Origin of the sequence: Desulfofundulus luciae, from assembly GCF_030813795.1 — a bacterium.
Taxonomy (GTDB): Bacteria; Bacillota; Desulfotomaculia; order Desulfotomaculales; family Desulfovirgulaceae; genus Desulfofundulus; species Desulfofundulus luciae.
In genome coordinates this window covers 26,161-51,332 of the sequence record NZ_JAUSUX010000020.1, presented here as the reverse complement: position 1 = coordinate 51,332, position 25,172 = coordinate 26,161, and the positions used below count along the sequence as shown (strand labels likewise).

28 protein-coding genes and 1 pseudogene are annotated in these 25,172 nt (G+C 54.8%); 9 read left to right on the top strand and 20 right to left on the bottom strand.

The genetic code is table 11. The features are described from left to right. From J2Z49_RS11315 to J2Z49_RS11295, 5 genes are all read left to right on the top strand, one after another. The coding region (locus J2Z49_RS11315; protein WP_307403068.1) for a helix-turn-helix transcriptional regulator at nt 1-643 on the top strand (643 nt) is incomplete at its 5' end. An 11-nt stretch (nt 644-654) separates the two neighbouring features. Further along, the gene (locus J2Z49_RS11310) at nt 655-1,623 is read left to right on the top strand and encodes a hypothetical protein (protein WP_307403067.1); all 969 of its coding nucleotides are present in this window, start codon (nt 655-657) and stop codon (nt 1,621-1,623) included. Between the two features lie 149 nt (nt 1,624-1,772). Beyond that, nucleotides 1,773-1,955 carry a hypothetical protein gene (locus J2Z49_RS11305; RefSeq protein ID WP_307403066.1) on the top strand — a complete coding sequence of 61 codons (183 nt, stop codon included), beginning with the start codon at nt 1,773-1,775 and terminating at the stop codon, nt 1,953-1,955. 120 nt (nt 1,956-2,075) lie between these two features. Next, nucleotides 2,076-2,243, top strand: a complete 168-nt coding sequence (locus J2Z49_RS11300; RefSeq protein WP_307403065.1) for a hypothetical protein — start codon at nt 2,076-2,078, stop codon at nt 2,241-2,243. A gap of 114 nt (nt 2,244-2,357) precedes the next feature. Next, entirely contained in the window at nt 2,358-3,089 is a 732-nt protein-coding gene (locus J2Z49_RS11295) for a restriction endonuclease (protein ID WP_307403064.1), read from the top strand. 202 nt (nt 3,090-3,291) lie between these two features. On the opposite strand, the gene J2Z49_RS11290 is transcribed toward J2Z49_RS11295, so the two are convergent. From J2Z49_RS11290 to J2Z49_RS11275, 4 genes are all read right to left on the bottom strand, one after another. Further along, complete coding sequence (locus J2Z49_RS11290) at nt 3,292-4,104, bottom strand: PI-PLC domain-containing protein (RefSeq protein WP_307403063.1); 813 nt, start codon at nt 4,102-4,104, stop codon at nt 3,292-3,294. A gap of 51 nt (nt 4,105-4,155) precedes the next feature. Next, nucleotides 4,156-4,734, bottom strand: coding sequence for a hypothetical protein (locus J2Z49_RS11285; protein WP_307403062.1), 579 nt, complete (start codon nt 4,732-4,734; stop codon nt 4,156-4,158). Nucleotides 4,735-4,751: 17 nt separating this feature from the next. Continuing rightward, entirely contained in the window at nt 4,752-5,141 is a 390-nt protein-coding gene (locus J2Z49_RS11280; RefSeq protein ID WP_307403061.1) for a hypothetical protein, read from the bottom strand. A 504-nt stretch (nt 5,142-5,645) separates the two neighbouring features. Then, nucleotides 5,646-5,954 carry an IS110 family transposase gene (locus J2Z49_RS11275; protein WP_307403060.1) on the bottom strand — a complete coding sequence of 103 codons (309 nt, stop codon included), beginning with the start codon at nt 5,952-5,954 and terminating at the stop codon, nt 5,646-5,648. Nucleotides 5,955-6,486: 532 nt separating this feature from the next. Between J2Z49_RS11275 and J2Z49_RS11270 the strand changes: the two are divergent. Then, nucleotides 6,487-6,789, top strand: a pseudogene (locus tag J2Z49_RS11270) (methyl-accepting chemotaxis protein); the annotation flags it as partial. On the opposite strand, the gene J2Z49_RS11265 reads toward J2Z49_RS11270, so the two are convergent. From J2Z49_RS11265 to J2Z49_RS11250, 4 genes are all read right to left on the bottom strand, one after another. Further along, nucleotides 6,786-7,655, bottom strand: coding sequence for a carbohydrate deacetylase (locus J2Z49_RS11265; RefSeq protein WP_307403058.1), 870 nt, complete (start codon nt 7,653-7,655; stop codon nt 6,786-6,788). The pseudogene J2Z49_RS11270 and the gene J2Z49_RS11265 overlap by 4 nt on opposite strands. A 40-nt stretch (nt 7,656-7,695) precedes the next feature. Beyond that, nucleotides 7,696-9,081: an MFS transporter gene (locus J2Z49_RS11260; protein ID WP_307403057.1), complete on the bottom strand. Its 1,386-nt coding sequence runs from the start codon at nt 9,079-9,081 to the stop codon at nt 7,696-7,698. Between the two features lie 283 nt (nt 9,082-9,364). Further along, nucleotides 9,365-10,033: a flavodoxin family protein gene (locus J2Z49_RS11255; RefSeq protein ID WP_307403056.1), complete on the bottom strand. Its 669-nt coding sequence runs from the start codon at nt 10,031-10,033 to the stop codon at nt 9,365-9,367. Between the two features lie 196 nt (nt 10,034-10,229). Further along, nucleotides 10,230-10,436, bottom strand: coding sequence for a hypothetical protein (locus tag J2Z49_RS11250; RefSeq protein WP_307403055.1), 207 nt, complete (start codon nt 10,434-10,436; stop codon nt 10,230-10,232). Between the two features lie 252 nt (nt 10,437-10,688). Between J2Z49_RS11250 and J2Z49_RS11245 the strand changes: the two genes are divergently transcribed. Further along, entirely contained in the window at nt 10,689-10,925 is a 237-nt protein-coding gene (locus tag J2Z49_RS11245; RefSeq protein WP_307403054.1) for a PIN domain-containing protein, read from the top strand. A gap of 88 nt (nt 10,926-11,013) precedes the next feature. Here J2Z49_RS11245 and rmuC read toward each other — a convergent pair whose 3' ends face one another. Further along, nucleotides 11,014-12,390, bottom strand: a complete 1,377-nt coding sequence (gene rmuC, locus J2Z49_RS11240) for a DNA recombination protein RmuC (protein WP_307403053.1) — start codon at nt 12,388-12,390, stop codon at nt 11,014-11,016. A gap of 258 nt (nt 12,391-12,648) precedes the next feature. On the opposite strand from rmuC, the gene J2Z49_RS11235 reads away from it, so the two are divergent. Both J2Z49_RS11235 and J2Z49_RS11230 read left to right on the top strand, forming a co-directional pair. Further along, the gene (locus J2Z49_RS11235; protein ID WP_307403052.1) at nt 12,649-12,963 is read left to right on the top strand and encodes an ArsR/SmtB family transcription factor; all 315 of its coding nucleotides are present in this window, start codon (nt 12,649-12,651) and stop codon (nt 12,961-12,963) included. A 13-nt stretch (nt 12,964-12,976) separates the two neighbouring features. Then, the gene (locus J2Z49_RS11230) at nt 12,977-15,064 is read left to right on the top strand and encodes a heavy metal translocating P-type ATPase (RefSeq protein WP_307403051.1); all 2,088 of its coding nucleotides are present in this window, start codon (nt 12,977-12,979) and stop codon (nt 15,062-15,064) included. A gap of 44 nt (nt 15,065-15,108) precedes the next feature. Here the strand turns inward: J2Z49_RS11230 and J2Z49_RS11225 are convergent, their stop codons facing one another. The 11 genes from J2Z49_RS11225 to J2Z49_RS11175 all read right to left on the bottom strand — a co-directional run bounded on the left by J2Z49_RS11225 (nt 15,109) and on the right by J2Z49_RS11175 (nt 25,159). After that, a complete protein-coding gene (locus J2Z49_RS11225) occupies nt 15,109-15,738 on the bottom strand; it encodes an ATP/GTP-binding protein (RefSeq protein ID WP_307403050.1) in 630 nt (209 codons plus the stop codon). Between the two features lie 148 nt (nt 15,739-15,886). Continuing rightward, on the bottom strand, nt 15,887-16,906 hold the full coding sequence (locus J2Z49_RS11220) for a beta/alpha barrel domain-containing protein (RefSeq protein WP_307403049.1): 1,020 nt from the start codon (nt 16,904-16,906) through the stop codon (nt 15,887-15,889). Nucleotides 16,907-17,035: 129 nt separating this feature from the next. Beyond that, nucleotides 17,036-17,815 carry an enoyl-CoA hydratase-related protein gene (locus J2Z49_RS11215; protein ID WP_307403048.1) on the bottom strand — a complete coding sequence of 260 codons (780 nt, stop codon included), beginning with the start codon at nt 17,813-17,815 and terminating at the stop codon, nt 17,036-17,038. A 14-nt stretch (nt 17,816-17,829) separates the two neighbouring features. Continuing rightward, entirely contained in the window at nt 17,830-19,377 is a 1,548-nt protein-coding gene (locus J2Z49_RS11210; protein WP_307403047.1) for an acyl-CoA carboxylase subunit beta, read from the bottom strand. A gap of 431 nt (nt 19,378-19,808) precedes the next feature. Then, the gene (locus tag J2Z49_RS11205) at nt 19,809-20,111 is read right to left on the bottom strand and encodes a spore coat protein (protein WP_072869820.1); all 303 of its coding nucleotides are present in this window, start codon (nt 20,109-20,111) and stop codon (nt 19,809-19,811) included. A 32-nt stretch (nt 20,112-20,143) separates the two neighbouring features. Beyond that, the gene (locus J2Z49_RS11200; protein WP_013821634.1) at nt 20,144-20,365 is read right to left on the bottom strand and encodes a YvdQ family spore coat protein; all 222 of its coding nucleotides are present in this window, start codon (nt 20,363-20,365) and stop codon (nt 20,144-20,146) included. A gap of 166 nt (nt 20,366-20,531) precedes the next feature. Beyond that, the gene (locus J2Z49_RS11195) at nt 20,532-21,425 is read right to left on the bottom strand and encodes a radical SAM protein (protein ID WP_307403046.1); all 894 of its coding nucleotides are present in this window, start codon (nt 21,423-21,425) and stop codon (nt 20,532-20,534) included. A gap of 50 nt (nt 21,426-21,475) precedes the next feature. Next, the gene (ychF, locus tag J2Z49_RS11190; RefSeq protein ID WP_307403045.1) at nt 21,476-22,567 is read right to left on the bottom strand and encodes a redox-regulated ATPase YchF; all 1,092 of its coding nucleotides are present in this window, start codon (nt 22,565-22,567) and stop codon (nt 21,476-21,478) included. A 36-nt stretch (nt 22,568-22,603) separates the two neighbouring features. Beyond that, a complete protein-coding gene (locus tag J2Z49_RS11185) occupies nt 22,604-23,437 on the bottom strand; it encodes a carbon-nitrogen hydrolase family protein (RefSeq protein WP_307403044.1) in 834 nt (277 codons plus the stop codon). Nucleotides 23,438-23,496: 59 nt separating this feature from the next. Then, complete coding sequence (locus J2Z49_RS11180) at nt 23,497-23,718, bottom strand: NifU family protein (protein ID WP_307403043.1); 222 nt, start codon at nt 23,716-23,718, stop codon at nt 23,497-23,499. A 91-nt stretch (nt 23,719-23,809) separates the two neighbouring features. Next, complete coding sequence (locus J2Z49_RS11175) at nt 23,810-25,159, bottom strand: anti-sigma factor (RefSeq protein ID WP_307403042.1); 1,350 nt, start codon at nt 25,157-25,159, stop codon at nt 23,810-23,812. Nucleotides 25,160-25,172 lie beyond the last annotated feature (13 nt).

Below are 25,172 nucleotides of genomic sequence, written 5' to 3'. Positions count from 1 at the left end.
CCTGCGGCAGGAGATGGAGCGCTACGTATACGTCTCGGGGCACGGCCCGGCAAACCCGCAGAAGAACGCGCGCCTGGTAGAGCGGATACTCCAGGCCATCCGCCTGGCCAAAAGGGTACGGTTGGCCTACCGGCGCGCCTCCGACGGGCAACTGACCACACGCGAGGTCGAGCCGTACGGCCTGCTCTGCCGGCACGGGATCTGGTACCTGGTTGGCCGCTGCCTCGCCGCGGGCGAAAGGCGCGTCTTTCGCCTCGACCACATCGACCGCCTGGAACTGGTGGAAAGCAGCACCTACACCATCCCGCAGGACTTTTCGCTCCGGGATGCCTACGCGCACGCCTGGGGTGTCTGGACGGAAGAGGAGCCCGGCCCCCCGGAGACGGTGCGCCTCCGGGTCAGTCCCGGCCTTGCCCACAAGTTCCGCGTCACCCGCTACCACCCCAGTCAGGCCGTAAAGGAGCTGACGGACGGGGGCATCGAGGTGCGTTTTGAGGTGGCCGGCGCCGGAGAGATGATCCCCTGGCTGCTCGGCTGGGGCGCGGCTATAGAGGTACTGGAGCCGGGCTGGCTCCGGGAAGCCGTGGCCGAAGTGCTGAGAGAAACGCTCTCGCTTTACCGGCATGAAACCGGCAGTTTCTAGAAGGTGTGGGGATGCAGCCGAAATTTCGCTTCTCTTGCGATGGCAACCGGCTCATCTGGGTGGACTACGGGCCGGAAGATTACAGGAGGTTCCGGGGCGGAGACGACAACGCCTACCTTGACTTTTTGGCCGCTGCCAACCGTGCCTGCCAGGAGGCGCGGGATGAACACCCGCTGCACTGGCCGGTGCGCGTGCCTTTCGACGCGGAGGACTACGCGGCCTGGGCACGGGAAAACCCCACAAAGGCAGGTCAGCCGGACGCTCACCTGGAGTGGGCGGTATGGGTTGCCCGGCAGCCGCAACGTCTGGCAGCCCTGCGCTCGCGCCACCGGCTGCAGTGCTACGTCCCCTCGGACGAGCTACTCAGAACCGAAACCACGGTGTGGGGCCTCCCGGTCGTGGTATACGACGCGGCTACGGCCCACAGCCTTACCGCTCCCCTGCCGCCGGAATTTCTGCAGGCGGTCGTACGGGAGCTTTTCCGGAAGTTCTGGCGGGATGCCACACCCTTCGAGCGGCTTTCACCGCTGCGCGCCCGGGGGTTCGCCGCCGTTCCCGGCGACCGCCTGGTTCTGGCCATGCAGGTCAAGTACCTGCAGGCTGCCACAGCTCGCTTTGCGGCCCGCGTACCGGCAGAACTACCGGCCTCCTTCACCGTGCCCGCCCGCCACCGCATCAGGCCGCCCCGGTCTTACCCGTGGCTCGAGATCCTGAGCCTGCCGCTTTTATTAATCGGTGCCCATGACGACGTAGAGATAGCGGAAATACTGGCCCGCTGCTCCGAGCCGGAGGAACTCCCCCTGGAACTGTGGGAGAGTTTCTTTGCAGAGCGCGGAATCACTTTCCTGACCAGGGAGGCCCACCACTTTTTCTTCGAAGTCCATGCAGAGGGGTACATCGAGGAAATCAAGGGTAGTCTTCGCTCCGCGGTGGAGAAACCAAACCCGCTCCGCCGGAACAGGCTGCGCAGGGTAAAGTGAAGTATCAGAAATGGGGGGCGAGCCTAGCCGACCCCATCGGGCAGTGGGCGCTGGCAGTGGCACAGGACTCGCTGAAATTGTCTTCTTAGTGCCTCCGGCACGAAAACCGTCCCGGCCCCGTATTCCTCCGGCCGGACGAGCAACTGCATGTGGAGGTAGTGGCCTGGCTCGTAAAGGTCGAGGTGGGAGGAGACACCTGTTTTAGCCGGGAGCAAGTAAAACTGTGGAAAGAGTACCTGCTGTCTTTCGGAATTGACTCCTGCACCGGCGGTTTTGTAGGGGCATCTTGGGCCGGTGAAATCGTAGCGGGAATCAGGGAGGAAGAGTGCTAATGAACAACTATGGAGAATTAGAGAGAAATCTGTTACCTGCTGGCAGGAATTACCGGTTATGTTTAAAAAGTTTTACTTAAAATCCGCATTTTTATTTTCGGTGAAGGGGGATGTACGGTTATGACTACTGTTGAAAAGAGGTATTTCGTGTTTCGTACCGCCGATTCGGAGAAAGATTTTATCTGGAGCGAACTGCAGCAAGGCCGCCTGCGGCAAGGGTGGGGTATTCCGGGCACCCAGTTAAAAGAAGAAGACGGAACAATTGTAAACAAGGATGTTTGGAAGTAGCGATACAAACAGGCAGCCCAAAATATCTGGGAGGACCCCGTCACAGACCAAGAAGCCGAAAGCCGTTACTGGATACTTTATCCCCTCCTGGAAGCGAAAGAGGGAGATATCGTAGTGGTGCCTAAAGTGCCAACCTGGGGGCATTTTGTGATAGCCCGCGTTACCGATGGGTACTCTTTTGACTTTAACTTAAAGCCAGATGATGCCGATTTCCGGCACAAACTTATGGTCGATCCGAACAGCTTGCGGGTTTTTCCTCACTACGCCAATGAAGAAACTCTGATTGTTGCTGGCAAGCTGCGCGGATATCAGAAAGCCGTAAACAACGTATGGGACGAAAAGATGAAAGAAGCTATTGAAAGGCTGCTGGAAACTGAAGACAAGACAATAGGTTCCAAAGACATCGACCGAATCTTTAGAGAATCAATGGAAGAACTTTTGAGAAAAGTGCTACATAGTGTACAGAATTACCCACCCGGTACCTTTGAGAACCTCGTCAAAGGAATATTTGAGGCCAGCGGATACGAATTAGCCCGTTCCCACTTTTTCGACGGTTCCGGTGGAGACGCAGACTTTGTTTTTAGCCTCAAACCTCCAATTCTGTCAGAGGTTGCCTCTAAGAGCCTAACTGTGTATGTTCAGGTCAAGAACAAAAAAGGCGTTGATAATGGGGATGTTAACGGTATAGATCAGTTATCAAAAATTGCCAAAGAGCCAGATGCTTTGAAGATCTTGATCTCAAGCGCAGACAATTTTACTGAGGAATGCATACGCAAAGCCGAGGAAAACGGTGTTACCCTTATAGGAGGATTAGATGTTGCTAGATTGCTTCTGTTCAAAATCTAGATAGTTACTTCGAGCAACCACCCACTTGATGAGAAGCCGCTTTCGTAAGATATGGGCGAGCAGGAACCTATCAGGCAACCGGTACACCGGTCCAGCTACCTGCCCGTCTGTGAGCGCCGTGAAAACTTTTGTCCAGCCAGCAGGTTGCAACGTACCTGCCACGGTAATTTCTCGTTCGCCATGAAGTCGCTGGGTAGGTGCTTTAGCTAAACTTAAATTCTCTGGCCCATGAGTGCCGGCAGTTGTTTGTGCATGGCTTAGGGGTTTCTTTTTTTAGTTCGCCGTTATCTAACAGGTAATATGAGTGAATAAAAATCGTTAATATTTCCTCAGGCGCTTTCCTTATTATGTCTTTTATTTCCCCGAGGTAGTCCTTTTGTCGCTGATTATCTCTCCCGTGGGGATAAATGTTGCAAAAAACCAGGGATATACAACGCAAATTTCCTTTACTGTGTTGATAGGCAAGTTGCAACTTTCTAATGTCTTTCTTTATCTCATCAATAAAACCCTTGTTCAATCTGATAACATATTTGTACTCCAAAGCATATAAAAGTTCAGTGGTAATATCGTGATTCTTGAATATGCCTTGCCGTTTTTCTCGTTCCAGGGCGAGTATGTAGTCCTTATTGACAATATGATTCAGATATTTATACTTATCTTCAAGGCTGTCTGCAGCAGCAATTCCACTCAGGCAGAGATCTACAAAATCAGGGTTTAACAAGACCAGGTCATAATTTCCTCTATCCCCTTTTTTTGACTCTAATGAGTAGTATTGAGGTGGCTGGTTAAAGTCTTTAAGTTCATCTTCGATATAACGAAAATTAGTTGGGTATTCCTGGTGTAGGCAGTTGACAGCTATACCATTAACCTGCCTCTCCATTTTCCTGGTATATAGACAATAGTATAAATAAGAGCGTAAGTCAGCTTCGGTAAAAAATATTTTTGGCGCTTCCCTAAATTTGTTGATGGCTTTCAATACACCTGTTTTTAACAAATCATCTATTAGCGTCGACATGGGTAACTTCCCCTCCCAATATGGACTTGGCTTCCAGTGTTATCCAGAGAATCAAAGATTTATTTCTGAGACATTTCTCCCAGCCAGTAGATATGCTTCGACATGAGCCTCAGCTCTGATATTGCGTATATTTGCTTCCCAATCATAAAAAGCTGCAGGATCCCAGTTGTCTGTGATTAGTAAGGCAATTCTCGTTCGCCTATGACAATTTCCTTGCATGTGCTGTACAAGTTTCTCTATGGCCTGCCTGCAGTTTAGGTGCCCTTTACCTTTTGCATATGATGGCGAATTCAGCGAAATGAACAGTGCTATATCATAGCATCGAGAACTTGGAATTCCCGGATAGCAATTTATTTCGCCAGAGCCATGACCAACAGCTTCTTGAACTATTCGAGGTATATCATCTGAACGTATTCCCTGATTATTATTCTTTAGTTCATCAATTAATATTGCTAATTTTTCAACAATCCGACGAAATTCACTCATCTTCGTATTCCCCCTCATCTCGCTATCTGGTTTATTTTCCTTCCGGATGCTTGTTTTTTCTTCCAACCCAAAACCGAAGGCGGTGCGGCGAACAAGGTCTTGCCAAATACGATCTTGCCGGCTACAGAGTGAGATATAGTTCATTGCTTGCGGTTTTAGGTTCATTCCAGCAGGTACGGTTTTAGGTCTTCGAGGCTGATGTTTTCCCAGAACGCGCCGTCTTTTATTAACTTCATGGCTATATCTATTGCCTTCTCTTTGAAGTCTTCATAACCCATATCTTTGTCTGCCGGCCCGAAATTATGGTGGCAGTCTTTTGAATGAGCTCCCAAACAGCAAGTACCGAAAACAGACGTCTCTAAATTCACGGTGAATAAAAGCTCACCGTCATCTTTCCGGTAGCAGAGCAGCCGGTAAGGGTAGTTTACCATGGGGAATTCTTTCTCCCCTGCCTTCACAAAAACGCCCACGATTTCACTGGTGAGATCGACCTTTTCGATGATTTCCCCGTCTTCCAGGTAATCACCAAGGAACGGGTCGCATACGGCCATCGTAATCCCTCCTCCCTGCTTGTTTTTCTCTCAGGATAGCAGGAGGAGATGACACACTTGTGTCCGCGAAACTTAAGACGGGAAATTTTCTGATGCCGTCTTTTTCTGCATCAAACTCCCGGGACACTTAAAAGATGTGATATGAGCAGGTCTCGTATTGCCCAACCGGGCGGCGGTATCCCTTGTTTTCCTTGTTGCGGGACTACCGGCCGCCTTTATTATTTCAAGTTACTCGAATTTTTTTCGGACCCCGGCAAGGAAAGTTTAATTTTTGCCGAATTATTTTTCTGGATTGGCCAGATCATCATAAAGGCAACATTAGAGGGAAAGCGGTATTCTGCCGCCCAAGTGCAAACTCAAGTATTTTTATAAAGAGTGGGGTGAATATGTTAATGGGAGTTTTTTAAAAGCGTGCAAAAGAACTTGAGAAAAGAAAAATAAATCACCCTGGAAAAATAATTTCTTCCAGGTAATAGTAATCACTAACATTAGCATTAGCTGAGATTACTGATTAACCACTGTCCTTTCCGGTTTAGTGTAGGCCCGGTTATCGCGCGGCCCAAAGGGTGCTAACTCTGCCGCTCCGGTCAGGTACAAAGCCAGGTGCCAGGCATAAAAAGAGGTGGCTTCCATCCCGAAGGCGACCGCCTGAAAACCATGCCTGGCTAAAGCCCGGCAGGTCTCCCGGACCAGGGCTACGGCGCCGTCGGCATCATTGGGGAAAGCAAGGCGGTTCCAGCAGTCGTTGCCGCTGTCGTCAATGAATCTCGCCTTGTTTTCCTTCAAGCCGACGTCGATTCCGACGTATAACATCAAAATCACCTCCTTCCCAATGACCTGGGAGGTTAACAAGACTTTGGGGTTCCCCAGCAGCTCTGACCTCATTTTGCAGCCTTGCGGCATTAGCACTGTCCTGGCTTTTGGCGATGCACAAGCCGGCTGCTGCTACCGGGCCAAAAGGTAGGTGTGCAGAGTAGGGGTTAGCACTACAGGTCAGCAGTGGGGACGCAATCTTTCTAAGCACTATTATGCAGGGAGTGGTAGCGTTTCCCCAAAACCAGCCTCGCGGCAAAGATTCTCCTGGAGAACCCCAAAATCCTGCGTGTGAGCCTGTGGATATGCCGCTCGTGTGGACTTGTGGACAGGCGGAGGAGATTTTCTCCCCGCCAGGAGCTGTTAAACCGAAAAACTTCGTTTACAGGCGGTCCCTTGACCTAATTCTCGCCTGTCCACAGGGTCCACACTCGCTTGGACAACGCTTCGCGTTGCCCACATATCCACAGGCTCGGCGGCGATGAAATCATCATCATGACCATATCATTATTTGATTTTCAAAGAGCAAGCTCAAACCAAGCTCCTGGGATTGAACGCCGCCATTGAAGCGGCCCGCGCCGGCCAGATGGGCCGTGGATTTGCCGTGGTGGCCCAGGAAGTACGCAAGCTCGCCGAGGAAAGCAGCCGCTCCGCCAGGGAAATAGAGAAGACTCTAAACCAGTTCAAGCATTCCATTGAAAGGGTTACCGCCGGCATTGAAAAAAACAGCGCCATAACCCGGGAGCAGGCGAGGACAATGGAAAAGATAGCTGAAATGGTGGAGAAACTACAGCAAATCAGCTCCCACCTTCATGAAGTAGCCGGCAAACTCTAACCAGGGGGGGAACCTGCCAGATCCAGGTAACTCCCCAGTTTGACTCCTTGATCAAACAGCCATTCCTTGGTGGCAGGGTCACAGAGAATGGCCAGTTCCCTTTCCCGCTGCCAGGTGTAGCTGCTCCGTTGCCTCAGTTCTTCGTCCGCCAGACCGGGATGGGTCATCAACTCCATCACCCTGGCACCGCTCTGCAGCCCGGCAGCAACAAACCGGCGAAACGATTCTCCGGAAACCTGCTCACCAAACCATTGGCCGCAAAAGTAATCGGGAGTGGGCACACCCTGCCGGCTAAGCCCCTGGCGCATGGAAGAGTCCAGGCTCCGCACGGGCAGCCCGTAGCGCCGGGCCACGTCCAGCAGGGCTTCCAATATTACGGGATGTGTGTGGACATGATGGTGTGTATCCAGGTGGCTTACCCATACCCCTGCCGCCCTGACCTTTTCCACCTGGGCCAGGAATTCCAGCTTCACTTCCTCCACGTTTAAGAGCCCCGAGAGAAGGGCGTCCCTTTTTTTAAACCACCCCCGGCCATCTACCAGTGAAGGGACGGCTGCCGGGTCGCACAGGGGCCTGCCCGCCGTCAAGCAAAGGTGTACCCCGGCAGCCTTCAGACTACCCCGGCGTAAAACAGCCAGGGCATCCCCGGTCCCCGGCTGGTTGGCCATCAGGCTGGTGCTGGTGACCACCCCGCATTCCATGGCTTTAATAATCCCCCGGTTTACTCCCACCGTGTAACCGAAGTCATCGGCGTTGACGATGAGCAGCACAGCCCCTGTCCCTCCAGTCTCGCCGCCTTTATCATCCCCTCTATCCCCGACCCGTGATGTGGCCGCTGCTGGGGAAGCCGGACTTTTCACGGTCACGCCCGGGGAGAATCCTTTCTCCCGGTTTTAAAACCAGGGCTCACTCAGACCTGGGCGGTCCGACCCAAAGACATACCAGAGTACCGATCAGGGAAAGAAACATTGCCGTCAGGTAGGCTTCCTGTAGACCGGCCAGAAAGGCATCAGACCGGCCCAGATCCAGGTAAGCGGCCTGCCGGGTGGTCAGTATCGCGCCACCCAGGGCGATACCCAGCACCATGCCCACATTGCGGGTAGTGGCCAGCACCCCTCCAGCGATACCCAGGCGGAATTTTGGCACCGCCCCCATCACGGCACTGTTGTTGGGAGACTGGAACAATCCCGTACCCAGGCCGAACATACTCAGTCGCCAGGCGACGTCCCCAGGACCGGACTGCTGATTTAACCCGGCCATGGCCAGGGCGGCGACGGTACAGATTAACGATCCTGTAAAGGCCAGCCCCCGCTGGCCTATTTTATCCGATAACGCGCCGGCTAAAGGGGCGACCACCAGCACCGTCAGGGGAAAGGCGGTCATGATCGTCCCCGCCCGGCCGGCGGAATAACCCACTACCTGCTGCAGGAAAAAGGGCGTCAAAAATACGATGACATACTGGGTCATGAAATTCAAAAGAGCGGCCCCGTTACCGGCAGAAAAGACCCTGCTCTGAAACAGCTTCAAATCCAGCATGGGCTCGTCGGAACGCTTTTCCACCACGATGAACTCGCCGAGCAGAACTAAGGCGACAACGCCGAGCAACAAGATGGGCCAGGACCAGCCGGCAGCTTCGCCCTGGCTGGCAAACAAAAGCAGTGCACCAAGACCGCAAAAGGCCAGCAACGCTCCCGGCCAGTCAAATGACTGGCGCTTTTCGCTGCGGACATCGGGGAGAATGCGCCGGCACCACAGATAAGCAGCGACACCTATGGGCACATTGACATAAAAGATGGCCCGCCAGCCCAGGGTATCCACCAGCAGGCCGCCCAGACTCGGTCCCACGGCCAGGCCGAGGGCCATGATCATTCCGTTCATACCCAGAGCCCTGCCCCGTTCCTGGGGCGGGAAGGCAGCAGTAATGATGGCGGGGGACATGGCCATGGTCATACCGGCCCCGGTGGCCTGCAAAGCTCTCAAGAAGATCAGCCACCCCAGACCGGGAGCAAGGCCGCAGAGGGCGGAGGTAACGACGAAGATCAACAGCCCGATCAGGAACAGCCGTTTGAAACCGAACATGTCTCCCAACCGGCCAAAGGAAAGCAAAAAGCTGCCCAGCACCAGCAGGTAGGCCATGGACACCCAGCCCACCGTTGCCGGGTCCACGCCAAAAACCCGGGCAATGGCCGGCATGGCAATGTACACTATACTGGCATCAATGGGACCCATGATGGACCCAAGCAAAACCGCTGCCAGGACGTGCCACCGACCGGCATAATCTCGGTCCTTCACATCTTTCCGCCTCCAAACACTTGATATATCCCAGTCACCGGAACCTGCCCTGATCAATGTACCAGGAAAGCCCCATGGTAACCATACATGCGCGCAAAGAATAATTCGGCACGAATTCCTCCATCCGCCGACGAGCCCGGCCAGGTCGCCGGTATGATCCACGTGGTGGTGGGTAAAAGGATGAGGCGCCATACCGCCAAAAGGGGATGGCCGATTCCGGCCAGGTAATCGCAAATTTCTTTTTCCGCGTATTAATTATTTGCTTCATCAGTACGTATAGATGTTACAGCCAGCCTTTTTCCTGCCAGTAACGGTATTCCCAATCCCACCTGTCCCTCCGCTTAATGATTACGTCCCGGAAATATTTACGTAACCTTTCCTGTTCCTGGAGCTGCTCCGGAAATTCTTTCTTTTCCTCAATTGCCCGGGCCAGGGTGACTCCCAAGGCCCTCGCCTGCCTTAACGGTTCCGCATCCGCTGGTATTAGCCCGTCGTCCAGGACGCAAGCCACCCGTCCAACGCTTTGCGCTCCCAGCCGTTTCAACAGCCACTCCAGGTAATCGGCCGTTTCGCCCTGGCCGGAACCCCCGGCAGTACTTACCACCGCTCCGTATTTACCCATCAGGCGCTGGCAGTGAATGGCATTACCCAAACGGTCAGCCCAGGTCTTAAATTGAGCTGTGACATGGTAAATGTAAACCGGGCTACCCAGCACCAGCCCATCGACAGATAGGATCTTATCAAATAGAGAATTGAAGTCGTCTTTCTGGATGCATTGCCCCAGGTGATGGCAGCGATCGCAGCCGAGGCAGTAGTTTAATTTTAAATTTGTAAGATCAATATACTCGGTATCCGCTCCAACCGATTGGGCACCCGCCAGCACTTCTTTAAGCAGTTGTCCGGTCCGGCTGTGGTTTTTCCTGGGACTGCCGCAAAGCGCTACAATTTTCATCTCCCGCCGGTTGCCTGGATGGTAACCGGCTTCACCTCCTATCTTGTAAAGTAATAGTCCCCTGGAAGCTCACGGGAGAATAAAACATAACCTGACATCAGTTTATATCAGGTGGTATTGGTTGGCAATACCTGTTTTGGATAATTATTTATACCCCTATACCCCCATTCACGAAACCGCTATTTTGCCGGTATGTTTAGCAGGTTAAAGGCGGGATCCCTGCATTCGGCCGGAAGTCCAGGTCACGGTAGAGGTAATGCAATTCCAGAGCGTCAAAGTCTGACTGGTACACTTCTTTGAGCCATTCGTTAATGCTCCGCCTGGAAAGGGAATTGCTGATCCGGTTCAACACTATGTAACCATATTCAAAAATTCCCGGCACGCTCCAGCTTTTTCCCTGCATACCCCAGCGCCCGGCCAACCGCTTCGGCGGCCTGTCCCGGAGAAGGGGCGGGCCGCTCCGTTTCCGTCCACCAATAAAAAGCCGGGTACTCCGGAAAAGGGACGCCCGACCCTCGAAAAAACTACCTACCTACCGGCTTACCTGCCTTACAAATGGTCATAATATAAATTATACTTTACAATCGGGTACTACCGGGGCAAAGGGGGAAACAAGGAGGTAGACATAGTTGTTGCCTTTCCGAAGGGCAGGATTTTGATAGAGGTTAAGTACAGGGAAGACACTTCTTTAAAGAAGAACGATGCAATAGTTGAACTTGCGGATTCGACAGACACTCTGGGAGCCGTGCTTGTTACCAGGAATGCAGATGATTACGGAGTTTTGCCTTTTAAAACCAGCACGCCTATAGTTAAGATACCCGCATTCGCATTTCTTTACCTGTTGGGTCACGCGGAAAGGGAATCAAAAGAGGGGATGGCTTTCCCGCAATAACCTGGGAACATAGTCCCGACCCCGCCCTGCCGGGTTTTTTTCCGGGACGGCACCCCGCAGGAATTCAAGCACGGCTGCCCTTCACGCCCTACTCCCGCTCCGGGGGCAATTCCCGCAGCGCGATTTCCACCTGGCTTAAGGGTAAAAGTTCCTTACCCGGCATGGCGGCCCCCAGCTCTTTTAAGCGCCTGGCCCCCGGCACCACCCGGCTCTCCCAGGAACCGACGGCATTGTTAAAGGATTGAGTGGCCTTCTGCAGGCCATCTTTTATTTTAGCCAGGTGTCCGGCAAACTTGCACACCCGCTCGTAGAGCTCCATGCCCGCTTCGGCAATTTGCCGGGCGTTTTCGGCCATTTGATGCTGTTGCCAGCTCAAGGCCACAGTACGCAAAAGGGCAATTAAAGTGGTGGGAGTGGCCAGCAGCACCCGGCTGGCCAGGGCATCTTCAATCAACCGCCGGTCCTGCTCCACGGCGGCGCTGAAAAAGGACTCCCCCGGTAGGAAAAGGACTACGAAATCCGGGCCGGGCGTAAACTGGCTCCAGTAGGCCTTGGAACCCAGGGACTGCATGTGCGCCCGCACGGCCTGGGCATGCCTTTGCATGGCCTGGCGCCACGCGTTTTCATCGGCAGACTCGGTGGCTTCCATATAGGCCTTTAACGGGACCTTTGCATCCACCACCACCGTCCTGCCCCCCGGAAGCTTTACCACCAGGTCGGGACGCAGCCGCCCCCCCTCCGTCTCCACCGATACCTGTTCCACAAAGTCGCAGTACGGGGACATGCCCGCCACTTCCACCACCCGGCGCAGGGTTATTTCCCCCCATCTCCCCCGCACCTGGGGAGCTTTTAAGGCATTTACCAGGTTGCTCGTCTCCCTGTGCAGCAACTGCTGGGTCTGGCTGAGCTCCTGCAGCTGCCTTTTTAAGCTTCCATAAGCTTCCTGGCGGGCATTTTCCATAGCCCGCACCTGGGCCTCATACCGGGCGAGCTCCTCCTTCAGGGGCTTAATAAGGGCATCGATAGCTTCCTGCCGCTTCTGGAGATCGCCCCGGGCTTCCACAACAACGCCTTCCAGTACCTGGCGGGCCAGGGCAATGAAAGCCTGATTGTTGCTTTTTAATGCTTCGGCAGAAAGGGCTTTAAAGGTATCGGTAAGGCGCTGGGTGGCTTCGGCAAGGAGTTTTTTCTGCTCGGCAAGGCTATTTCTGGCCTCTTCCAGGGAAGTTTCCGCCCTAACCCGGGCCTGGTGTTCCCGGACCACCTGCAGGCGGAGATCATTTAATTCCTGTTGCACCTGGTTTAGCTGCTGGCGCAGTTCGGCATTAATGCCTTCCGCCGCCATCGCCTTGCTCCGGACGGCCACAACCTCAGCCGACAGGGCCCGTATACGGATGCCGGCCAAAAGCCAGCCGGCCAGCACCCCGGCAGTTAACCCTGCCAGCAGGTACAAAGCTTCAAACATGTCCGTCAGATCATCTCCTTTCCACCGAACACCTCCATTTTACTCCAGCCCGGGCACGGGGAGCAACAACCGGCTAACATACCCCCTCCGGGACCAAACGGACCGGTTTCATGCTGGCAACATTTTAGCAGCTTGACAAATAGTGATTGGTAAAATATAATTCACTTAAGTAATTGCTTAATCTTTTAATGATGGATAAGGGGGGTATTTCATACGACCAGATATTTTCCCAATAACGACGTCTGTGACACCTTTTGTGTGTCCACCGCAATCGAAGATCTCAAGGACAAAGTGCTGGAAGTAGCCGGTTTGTCCGAACTTTTTAAGGTGCTGGGAGACGAAACCCGCACCAAGATCCTCTACCTCCTGTCCTACAGGGAACTTTGTGTATGCGATCTGGCGGAAATCCTGGAAATGAGTTTACCTGCCGTTTCCCACCACCTCCGGCTGCTGAAGGCAATGCGCCTGGTGAAGTACCGCCGGGAAGGGAAAATGGTCTATTATTCCCTGGATGACGACCATATCGTCAACCTGATCCGGGAAGCCCAGGCGCACTTTGCGGAAGAGCGGTGAAAGGAGTATGTCCATGCGCTACACCCTGGTTGGTCTGGACTGCCCAAATTGCGTAGCCCAAATAGAGCAAGAATTGCAACAGATTAAGGGGTTGGAACATGCTGCCATCAACTTTGCCAACCGCACCCTGGACCTGCCCCCGGAGCTGGCGGGGCGGGCCCAGGAGGCTATTTACCGCGTTAAACCCGAAGTAAAGCTGGTGAAATCCAGTGAAGCTAAACAGGCAGGAGAAAATACAAACGGTAAAAGAAACCTTCTCATAACCGTCATCTCGGGCGTCCTTCTGGTTGTTGGCTTTCTCTTCCAGGAACCTCTGCACCAGACCCCTTACTCCTGGGCCGAGTACCTGGTCCTGCTTACCGCCTACCTGCTGGTGGGCAGGGAAATCCTCTGGCAAGCCCTGAAAAATCTCGGACGCGGAAAAGTTTTTGACGAGAATTTCCTCATGAGCCTGGCCACCCTCGGAGCCATAGCCATTCACCAGTTGCCCGAAGCGGTAGCGGTAATGCTTTTTTATTCCATCGGAGAGTACTTCCAGGAAAGGGCCGTTAATCGATCCCGTCGCTCGATAGCCACCCTTCTGGATATCCGTCCCCACTACGCCAATTTGCTGGTGAACGGCGAAACCAGGCAGGTAAAACCGGAGGAAGTGGTAACAGGCCAGATCATTGTGGTCCGCCCGGGCGAAAGGGTGCCCCTGGATGGCGAGGTTCTGGAGGGAGTATCCTTCGTAGATACCTCGGCGCTGACGGGAGAATCCGTACCACGCAAGGTGGAAAGGGGAGAAAGAGTCCTGGCCGGCATGATCAACGGCCAGGGCCTTCTGACCGTAAAGGTAACCAGGCCTTTTAAGGACTCCTCCGTAGCCCGGATCCTGGAACTGGTGGAAAATGCCGCGGCCAGAAAGGCCCCCGTAGAAAAGTTCATTACCACCTTTGCCCGCTACTATACCCCGGCAGTGGTGCTGGGAGCCCTTGCGCTGGCCTTTATACCCCCGCTGGTGGTTCCCGGTGCCACCCTGTCCCAATGGCTCTACCGGGCACTGATTTTCCTGGTCATTTCCTGCCCGTGTGCGCTGGTCATTTCCATACCCCTGTCCTATTTTGGCGGCATCGGCCGGGCTTCCCGCCAGGGCATTCTGGTCAAGGGGGCCAATTACCTGGACGCACTGGCCAACCTGCATACGGTGGTCTTTGATAAAACGGGAACCCTCACCCGGGGGGTTTTCCGGGTCAGCCGGGTGGTAGCTCAAAACGGCTTTCAACCGGAGGAAGTGCTGGCTTATGCTGCGGCGGCCGAAGCCTACTCCACCCACCCCGTAGCCCAGTCCATCCAGCAGGCCTGGGGGCGGGAAATTCCCCCGGACAGGGTGAGCGACTACCGGGAAATCCCGGGGCACGGGATTACGGCCCGGGTCACGGGCAAAAATGTTCTGGTCGGGGGGGACCGCCTACTAAACCGGGAGGGGATCTCCCATGGCATATCTTACGTAGAAGACAATACGGTATTTGTAGCCATTGATAAAACCCTTGCCGGGTACATCGTCATCAACGACGAAATTAAACCCGATGCCCGCCAGGCCATTGCCAGGTTGAAAGCCCTGGGAGTAAAGAACGTGATTATGTTAACTGGCGATGAGGAAAGGACTGCCCGCCGGGTGGCCGAAACGCTGGGCATGGATCAGTATTACGCCCAACTCCTGCCGGAGGACAAGGTGCAACGGGTGGAAGAACTCAAGGCCAACCTGCCTGCCCGGCAGAAGCTGGCCTTTGTCGGTGATGGTATCAACGATGCCCCCGTTATTGCCAGGGCCGATGTGGGAGTGGCCATGGGCGGGCTGGGTTCCGATGCGGCCATTGAAGCCGCCGACGTGGTGCTCATGGAGGATGCTCCCTCCAAACTGGCCACGGCCATGGAAATTGCCCGTCACACCAGGACAATTGTCAAACAAAACATCATCCTGGCCCTGGGCATGAAAGCGTTCTTCCTTGGCCTTGGAACCCTGGGGCTGGCCACCATCTGGGAGGCCGTCTTTGCCGACGTGGGGGTCGCCCTGCTGGCCATCCTCAATGCCACGCGGGCTCAAGCCGGCAAACGATAATCCAAATCACGTGCCTTTTTCGAGGTGGCACCACACCCGGGCCATTAAACCGGGCAGCTTCCATTTTCGTTCCGTAAAGCCACCTCGTGGATGGCAGCACAGCGCTTGCGCTTTTCCACAAAACCGATTTTTTCCTTAACCGTCTTTACCCTGGTTTCCAGGTCCCCTCTTACTATGGTGTAGGGTACATTCATGATGTCCAGGAAATTTTTTATCTTGGCATCCACGACCACGGCAAAATCACTGTCCTGGTACCTGATGCCGTCTTTTTCCACATCAAACTCCCGGGGCACGTAAAAGATGTCGTACTCGGGCAGGTCGCGCATGGCCCACTCGTACAGTTTCATCAAGGCGTAAACTTCCTTCGGGTTTTTGAAATCGCAGCTCAACAGGCCGTACACGTAATTCAAAATGGTGGCGTTGTCGCAGAAAATAATGTCGCAGTAGGAAAGCTCCTCTTCCCGGCGCTTTTGCCCTTCGTAGAGTAGAAACTGTTCAAAAATGCTCCTGGGTACCCCGTACCAGGCAATGTATGAGCGGGCAAATTCAAGGCATACGTCACTGATATATCCGGCCATGCTGTAATCCACATCTAACTGTTTGCACAACGTTGTCTTACCCGTACCCGGACCACCAAGAATGGCAATCTTTCTGGTCTTTTTACCCTCGGCCATATCCTGATTCCTCCCTTCTCAGGATGTTCATGATTTAGACATTCGCCGTAGGACCACCCGTTTCCTTTTGACGTAAAATACATGGGATAAAAAAGACCCCTTCCGCCTGCCCGGCGCGAGGGGTCTTAATAATTCCAGATCCCGTCGTCTACTTATGACCCGTGGGCCCTTTGGGAATGCGGCCGGTACGGACGCATTCGCTGCGCAGTCGCCTGCCGACAATTTTTTCCACCATACGCCCGATTTCCAGCACCCGGTCCACATCAACCCCCGTGTCGATGCCCATCTCGTCCATCATCACCACCATATCCTCGGTGCAGACCAGGCCCACAATGTTGGGGTCCTGGTAATAATATGAACCGGTACCGGCGACGGGAACGCCGTCGACAAAGTTGGCCGGCTGGCCGCCGATACCGCCCATGGTACTTTCAAAATGGTTGATGCCGGCCAGCAGGGCGGCCAGGACATTGGCCAGCCCCCAGCCCCGGGTCACATGGAAGTGGGCGATGTGCAGGTCCGGGTTAGGAAAAGCATCCAGGACCATGGAAAAATACTCGTACACCCTGTTGGGCGGGGCGGAACCGTCATGGTCCGCATGCTCGATATCGTCGGCCCCCAGCTCCAGAAAGCGCCTGGTTACCTCCAGGGCTGCCTTCATGTCCGTGGGCCCTTCAATGGGACATCCCCAGATGGTGCTCACGGTGCCGTTGAATTTCATCCCCGCAGCGTGGGCTTTTTTAATGCAGCGTTCCACTTCCGCCCAGTAGGCCTTATGGTCCAGGCCGGAGTTCTTAATCTGGTGGGACTCGGAAGTGGACACCATCATCAGGATGCGGTCCGGGCCGTAACCTTCCTGCCGGGCGCGAATGGCCCGGTCCACCGCCCTTTCCCGGATGGTTACGGCCGTCAGTTCCACCCCGGGCAGTTTATCCTGCACCTTCTTGCTGGTGCGGATGAGCTTGAAAAGCTCCTCCGCATCGGCAAACTGGGGCATTCCCCGGGGGTTGCCGAAATTGGTCACCTCCAGGCGTTTGAAACCGGCCAGAATCAATTCCTCCAGCACCCACAGTTTGGCCAGGGTGGGGATGAACTTTTCTTCGTGCTGGAAGCCGTCCCGCACGGTGATTTCGCCCAGAACCACCTTTTTAGGATATTTTAACTCCGCCATACCAGTTCCTCCCTCACTTAAACCTGTCGGATGCTGCGCCGTTCTTGCCCGATGCTTCGCGCCGGCATTACGGCACCCCTGCCGCAAGGGTTTTAGTGAATCTAACCCCTTCAGCCGCCCTTTGGCCGGCTACCTGTTCCTGTACACCGGTTTTCTCTTTTCATTGAAGGCCCGCAGACCCTCGTCCCGGTCTTCCGTGGCCAGGCAAACGTTGTAGCACTCCGCCTCCAGGGCAAAGGCGGTGTGGAGATCCAGCTCCAAACCCAAATTGATGGCCCGCTTGGCCTGCTGCAGGGCAATGGGGCCGTTCTGCACTATTTCCTGCATAATCTCCATGGTCCTGGCCATCAGGTTTTCCGCCGGGACCACATAGTTGACCATGCCCAGCCGGTAGGCCTCAGCCGCGGATATGCGCCGCCCGGTAAAAATGAGCTCCTTGGCCTTATTGCGTCCAATTATCCGGGGGAGTAACTGGGTCCCTCCCCCACCCGGGATAATGGCCAGGCTTACCTCCGGCAGGCCAAAGGACGCCTTCTCCGAGGCGATGATGAAATCGCAACCCAGGGCGAATTCACATCCCCCGCCCAGGGCATAGCCGTTCACGGCCGCCACCAGGGGCTTGGAAAACGTCACCACTGCTTCAAAGGCCTTCACAAACAGGGCCCTTTGCTTCTTCATTTCTGCCCTGGTCATGTTCCTTCTCTCTTTTAAATCGGCCCCCACACAAAACGCCCGGTCCCCCTCGGCCGTAAGCACTGCCGCAAACACCTGGTCGTCCTGTTCCAGCTCCTCCAGGGCCGCCACCAGTTCCCGGGCCATCTGCGTGCTCAGGGCGTTCAAGGCCCGGGGCCGGTTAAAGGAAATGATCCCGATTTGTCCCCGCTCTACCTTAATGGTTTCGTAATCCATTCCCCCACCCTCCCCTATACCGGATAAACCGGGTGCTTGCGCTCGGAAAAATGCTGTCTTTTGGACTCATAAAGTTTGAAGCGGGCGATCAATTCCGCCCGTAAATCCCCGGGCCGCACAATATGGTCCACCACCAGCTCCGAGGCCAGCCGGTAGATGTCCACATCTTTAAGATACTCCTGCTGTTTTTGCTGGATGAAAGCCGACCTTTCCTCCGGGGGCAGGGCATTGATCTTGTTCTCGTAAACGGCCTTGACTGCCGCCTGGGGCCCCATCACGGCCACCTGGGCGCTGGGGAGGGCCAGGCAACAGTCGGGTTCAAAGGCCGGGCCGCACATGGCGTACAGGCCTGCACCGTAGGCCTTGCGTACGATGACCGAAATTTTGGGCACCGTGGCCTCTGAAACGGCGGAAATCATTTTGGCCCCGTGGCGGATGATGCCCTGCCGCTCCACATATCCCCCGACCATAAATCCCGGGACGTCGGCAAGAAACAGCAGGGGGATGTTAAAGGCGTCGCAAAGGGTAACGAACCGGGCCCCTTTATCGGCCGAGTCTACAAAGAGCACGCCTCCTTTTTCCCGGGGCTGATTGGCCAGCAGACCCACCACCAGGCCGCCAATGCGGCAGAGGCCGGTAATCAGCTCCGGGGCAAACAGTTTCTTTATTTCAAACCAGGTACCCCGGTCAATTATCCGGTCAATTAGCTCGTACATGTCAAAGGGTTCGCTTTCCCGGGATGGTATGATATCTGCAATTTCCCGTCCCTCCAAAGGAGGCTCTTCCATGGCCATAGGCGGCCGGCCTAAATAGTTCTGGGGCATATAGGTCAGGTAGCGGCGGCAGGCTTCAATGGCTTCCGTTTCCGTTTTACAGAGCAGGTCCCCACAGCCGCTGACGGTGCAGTGCATGCGGGCGCCCCCCAGGTCATCCAGCGTGGTCTTCTCCCCAATAACCATCTCGACCATGCGTGGAGAACCCAGGTACATGCTGGCATTGCCCTCCACCATGAAAACCACGTCGCAAAAAGCCGGGATATAGGCTCCACCCGCAGCAGAGGGACCGAAGAGCAGGCAAATCTGCGGCACCATACCCGACATTTTCACTTCGTTGTAAAAGATGGCTCCGGCACCGCGCCGCCCGGGAAACATCTCCACCTGGTCGGTAATGCGGGCGCCGGCAGAGTCGACCAGGTAGATCATGGGGACCTTCATATCCATGGCCGTCTCCTGGATGCGCAGGATCTTTTCCACCGTGCGCCAGCCCCAGGAACCGGCCTTCACCGTGGAATCATTGGCCATCACACAAACGGTACGCCCGTGGATCTTGCCTGTACCGGTGATCACCCCGTCGGCGGGGAGGTCTTCCGCCAGGTTATTGGCGAACAGGCCGTCCTCGCAGAAAGGGGCGCCGGGATCCAGGAGGAGTTTAAGCCTGTCCCTGGCAAAGAGTTTGCCCTTCCCGGCATTGCTCTGGTGATATTTGGGTGCCCCGCCCTTTTTTATGCGTGCCTCCTTTTCCACCAGCTCTGCATCCAGGGTCTTTAAATCCACGCCATCCATGTTCTCATCTCCTCACATTCCTCCTACTATCACCTGTCTACCAGCTTTCATGAGCTGTTTTTACTTCGATACCGGGCATTATCATGGATCCGCCAATGCAAAAGGGCTGCGTGGTGCACGTTTCGGCTCCTGAAACGTAAAAAACCCATCCCCAGATGCAGGAAAAGCAAGCCTACCAGCGATTGCAAAGGTAGCCTTCCGGCAGGGCATTGTTCCCGCTGTTTACACCGTCCCCCTTTACAACCCGCTGTCTTGAGTAACCTTCCGGCAACTGTTTTTGATTGTTTACACGACACAAGGCTTGCGACCGGGCACAAAGGAAAAAGACCGGGCTTCTTCCTCCCCGGTCTTCCCTTTCCTGTTTTTACCTTCAGGTAGCCCACCAGTGGCAGGCTTCCGGCCGTATTCCTCTACGGGAGTCCCGATTCAGTTTACATTTGCGCGGGACCCATTCCGGGAGCCATTCTCCCCATAGGCCCCTCGGGCCCACGGATGTTGGTAGCTTCCGGTCCCATAGGCGTACCCGTGAAAACGGGATCGAGAGGGTACCAGCCCCGGGAGTGCATCAGATCAAAGATCTGCTTCTGGGTGTTCATTTCTTCATTGTTGATATGGATAAGGGTGTTCCGCACCCGGTCATTGGCCGCTTCCAGCACGGCCATGTGGTAGCCCGTGGAGATCATCTTGGCTCCGGTGAGCATATCGGCCAGGATATCCCGGTCGGAAAACTGCACCGCTAACACCTCCTGTGTGTGGAAATTGGCAATTAGTGTTGCGCCATGCGCGGCAATCCGGCATCCTGGAGCAGGTTGTTCAGAGTGCTGATGTGCCGCTGCCCTTTGTCAATGCACTGCTGCAGCAGGCCCTGGATGGCCGGGTCCCTGGTCTGATTGAGGTAAAAGCGGGCTTTCTTGGTGCACAGTTCCTCAGCCCTCAACTGCTCCATAATGTGAAGTTTCTCCATTTCGGTCATCCGCCAGTGATGCATTTGTTCTCACCTCCTCTTGCGGCCTAGTATTTCACAGGAAAAGTATTTTATACCACCTTAATTAAAACACTGTCGTCAAACCCTATAATAAAAAACGGCGGTCGTTCCGGACCCCTTGCCGGATCAGGAACGACCGCCGCTCAAGCGGTAAAAAGACATTTAAGTTTTATGAATAAATACGCCGCAAACCGCATTCCCGGGCAATTTCCACCGCCCGGCGAAACTCCTCCCGGGTAATCCGCCGGGAAAGTTCCGGATAGCGGCGGGCCTCATGGGCCGGGTAATATTGATCCATAATATTTACAAAGGTGTTGGGGGATATCTCCTCGGCCAGGAATTTCATCACCGCCCCGGTACGGGCGAGATCCCCTGGCATGACCAGATGGCGCACCAGCAGTCCCCTCACGGCCATGCCCCGCTCATCCACCACCAGATCTCCTACCTGCCGGTGCATCTCCTTAACCGCCTGTTTGGCCACCGTAAAATAGCCGGCCGCCCTGGTATAGCGCTCACCAATCTCGTCATCTCCAAATTTGATGTCAGGCATGTAAATATCCACTATCCCGTCCAGCAACCTTAAAGTGTGCAGGGCATCATATCCACCGGTGTTATAAACCAGTGGCAGGGTTAAGCCATCGCCGGCGGCAATATACAGGGCCTCCAGGATTTGCGGCACATAGTGGCTGGGGGAGACCAGGTTAATGTTATGGCAGCCCATGTCCTGCAATTCCAGCATGGCGCCGGCCAGCTCCCGGGCGGTCAGTTCGCTGCCTTCACCATACTGGCTTATATCACAGTTCTGGCAAAACCGGCAGGCCAGGTTGCAATGGGCAAAAAAAATGGTTCCTGAACCGTGCCGGCCCACCAGGACTTCCTCTTCCCCGAAATGAGGCCCCCAGCTGCTCACCGCCGCCAGCCGCCCGCCCCGGCAGAACCCCTTTTCCCCCTCCAACCGGTTGACGTGACAGTATTGGGCGCAAACAGTGCAATCAGCCAGGAGCTCCACCGCCTTTTCCACCCGGGCCGCCAGTTCGTCCGGAAAAAGATCGCGGTAACCCATAGCTCAAGAAGCCCCCAATTGCCATTTTCTCCTAATTATACGTTTTTACCTTACACATTAAACCTGAAGTTGATAATGTCTCCATCCTGAACAATGTAGTCCCTGCCTTCCAGGCGGGCAAGGCCTTTTTCCCTGACCTTAGCCATAGAACCCATCTGGTAGAGGTCATTAAAGGCCACTACTTCCGCCCGGATAAACCCCCGCTCGATATCGGAATGGATTTTACCGGCGGCTTTTTTGGCATCGGTACCCTTGCGGATGGTCCAGGCCTTGACCTCATCCTCGCCAACGGTAAAGAAAGAAATTAAACCCAGCTCCTCATAAGCAGTCCGCACCAACCGGTCCGAGCCAAGTTCCTTAACCCCCAGATCAGCCAGGAACAACTCCCGGTCCTCCGGCGACAGCCGGCTGATTTCCATCTCCATCTGGCCGCAAATTTCAATCATTTTTAAACCCCGGGCCGACGCCGCCTCCTCCAGGGCCTCCCGTCCTGGATACCGCCGCGATTTAAACTGCTCTTCATCGGTATTCACTACTAAAATCACGGGTTTTTCGGTTAAAAAATTATAATTGCGCAGTACCGCCCTTTCTTCTCCGGTAAGCTCCACCTGATGCAAAGGCACCTCGTTTTCCAGGGCGTCCAGGCATTTTTCCAGCACTTCCAATTCAAAAGCGTTCGCTTTATTAATTTTCTTGCCTGATTTAATGCGACCAATGCGTTTTTCCAGCAGTTCCATATCGGCAAAAAGCAGCTCAAAACTAACGGTCTCCAGATCCCGCAGGAGGTCAATTTCCCCCTCCACATGGGGGACATCCGGGTCGGCAAAGGCCCGGAGCACATGAACCAGCAGGTCCACCTCCCGGATACCTTCCAGGAACTGATTTCCAACTCCCCTGCCCTCACTGGCTCCCCGCACCAGGCCGGGCACATCGCTACACTGTACCTGGGCGTAAACGGTGCGGCGGGGGTTATACAGGCGGGAAAGAAAATCCACCCGGGGATCCCTTACCCGGGCCATACCTACATTGGTCTCGGTTTTGCCGGTCATAAAGTTTGAAGTTTGTACACCGCTTTCGGTGACCAAATTAAAGATGGTTGTCTTGCCCACCATGGGCAGGCCCACAATGCCAAAACTTAACATCTGCTCACCCCATTCTTTTCTATTCTATCAGAGGGATTACGGGGCGAGCAACTCCAGGGCATAGATATCCGTACGCCGGTGGCGCAACAAAGGCAGTTCCGAGCGAGTCTTCTCAATCAAATCCAGATCTATCTCGGCATAGACAATCTCTTCCCCTTCCCGGGCCATGCTGACCACATTCCCCCAGGGATCCACTACCAGGGAGTGGCCATAAGCCACATATGGTGCCATGGGATCCCGGGCCGGAGACGCCCCGATGAAATAGGCCTGGTTATCAATGGCCCGCATGCGGAAAACCAGCTCCCAGTGGGCCGGGCCGGTGGTCATGTTAAAGGCCGCCGGGATCACCACCACCCGGGCTCCTTTTAACACCATCAACCGCATGAGTTCGGGAAAACGGATATCATAGCAGATGGCCACACCCAGGTCGCCCAGTTCCGAGGGAATCACCGTAACCTGATTTCCGGCACCGATGGTGCTGGATTCCTTAACCGTTAATCCGCTGGCCAGCTCCACATCAAAAAGATGCATTTTCCTGTGTTTCCCCAGTAACCGCCCGTCAGGAGCAAAAATAAAACTGGTGTTATAAACCTGATCGCCATCCCGTTCCGGCAGGGAGCCCCCCACCAGGTAAACCCCTTCCTCCCGGGCCGCCCGGGACAGCATTTGTAAGCTGGGTCCTTCCGGGTAACTCTCTGCATACCGGGGGAAAAGCCTGGCCACGTAAGGACAATTAAACATTTCCGGCAGAACCACCAGCCGGGCTCCCTGCCTGGCGGCGCGGGCAATCATCTCCCGGGCGCGAACAAGATTTTTTTCTTTTTCCTGGTGTATGGTCATCTGGCATACGGCCACCTTGTACCGTTGCACCTGGGCCACCCCCTTTTATAGAAAAAACCCCTGCTGGTGCAGAGGCTTTTTTCACGGCTTTAAACTTGAATGACTTCTTTAACCTCCGGAACTGCCTGCTTGAGCGACCGCTCAATCCCCATTTTCAGGGTATAGGTGGACATGGGTCACCCGCCACAGGCACCCTTTAACCTGACCTTTACCACACCATCGGCACCGACATCTACCAGTTCCACATCGCCACCGTCCCGCTGCAGGGCAGGGCGTATTTTATTGAGTACTTCCTCAACTTTTTCCCGCAATCCCCTTCCCCCCCTTTCCTGATTTTTAAAGACAGTTAAACCTAGTATGGGTTTGCCCCTGAAAACTTATTCTCTGGCGTTTTGCCCTACCCTATTTTACCTGCAATTGGTCCTGCTGGCAAGAAGAATTTGCACACAAAACAAGCTCCACCGTGGTCTTTTGGGCAGCTTCGGACAGGGCGTGCAATTGACCCGTTGTTTTTCTAATCTCGCCCTGCACCCGCTCCAGTTCCGTTAAATCGGAACCAGTGGAGGAAAGGAGTTCTTTTTCCTTCTCCTTTAAAAGGTTCAGGTTTTTTACCAACCCGTTATATTCCAGGGTGATATCCCGGAAGTTGGTCCGGGATCCCTTGACCTGTCCCAAACTCTTTAGTTCTTCCCGAAACCCCGGCCAGTATTCATTGGAGATAACGATCATCACTTTAGACTGCCCTTCTGGTTCTTCCGGCCCCACCAGGGCGTTATATTTTTGCACCAGGTTTAATACTTCTTCCCTGGCTTTACTGATATCGAGTACTTCCAGAATCAGCACGAACTCTTTAACGGTTTTGACACCGGTCCTGACCTCGTCCCCACCCGGGGAATCCCCAGGCTCCTGCGCCATTCCAGCCCGGGGAGCACCTGATGCGCTTTTTCCGCTGGCTTTGGCCCGCAGTCCTCCGTTTGAACCCGAACGGCTGGTGCCCGCGGCCCGTTTAATTTGTCCCCCGGCGGTTGTTTCCGGCGAACTAAAGGCCATTAATTCCGGGACATTTTGCCGGGATGCCGCGGGGGGCGGGTCAGCGTGAACTTTTTCCTTTACGACGCCGCCGGATTGAGGATGCCGGCCGGCAAGACTATCAATACGTATATTTGCCCGCTGGGATAACTCCCCGCCCTTTCCGTTACCTTCGCGCAGTGTATAATTTGTCCCGGCACGATCTCCCTCTCCTCCTGCCTGAATTTCCCCGTAACCATCCCCATCTTTAGAAGACCCGGTTCCCGGTTCAAGAGTTTCCGGCCGGAGCCCTGAAGGGGCGGTGCTCACCTCTTTTTTAAGGGAGCGGTCAGCCACGTTTATCGATGGGGCGGTATCCCGGCCCTTATGCCAGGGCCAAAGGTTCTGCGGAAGGATATGACCGGCCCAAACTGAGGTCAAAGAAAAGACGACCACCAGTATGGCTGCAGCAGCAATAAATTTAGGCCAGCCCAACCGGAACCTGCGCCGTGGAGCGTAGATACGCCGGCCTTCCAGCTTGTGAAGCAACTGCTCCCTAAAGGACTCCGGGGGAGACACCCCGGGGAGACCGCGCAACAGTGTCACGCTGGCCACTAAATCTTCCCACTGGTACCGGCAGGTCGCACAATCTTCTAAATGCGCCTTAATCTTCGCTTGCTGGGAGGGTTCCACTTCACCGTCCAGGTATGCCGAGAGAAGTTCCTGGATCTGCTGACAACGCATATGCCATCCCCCC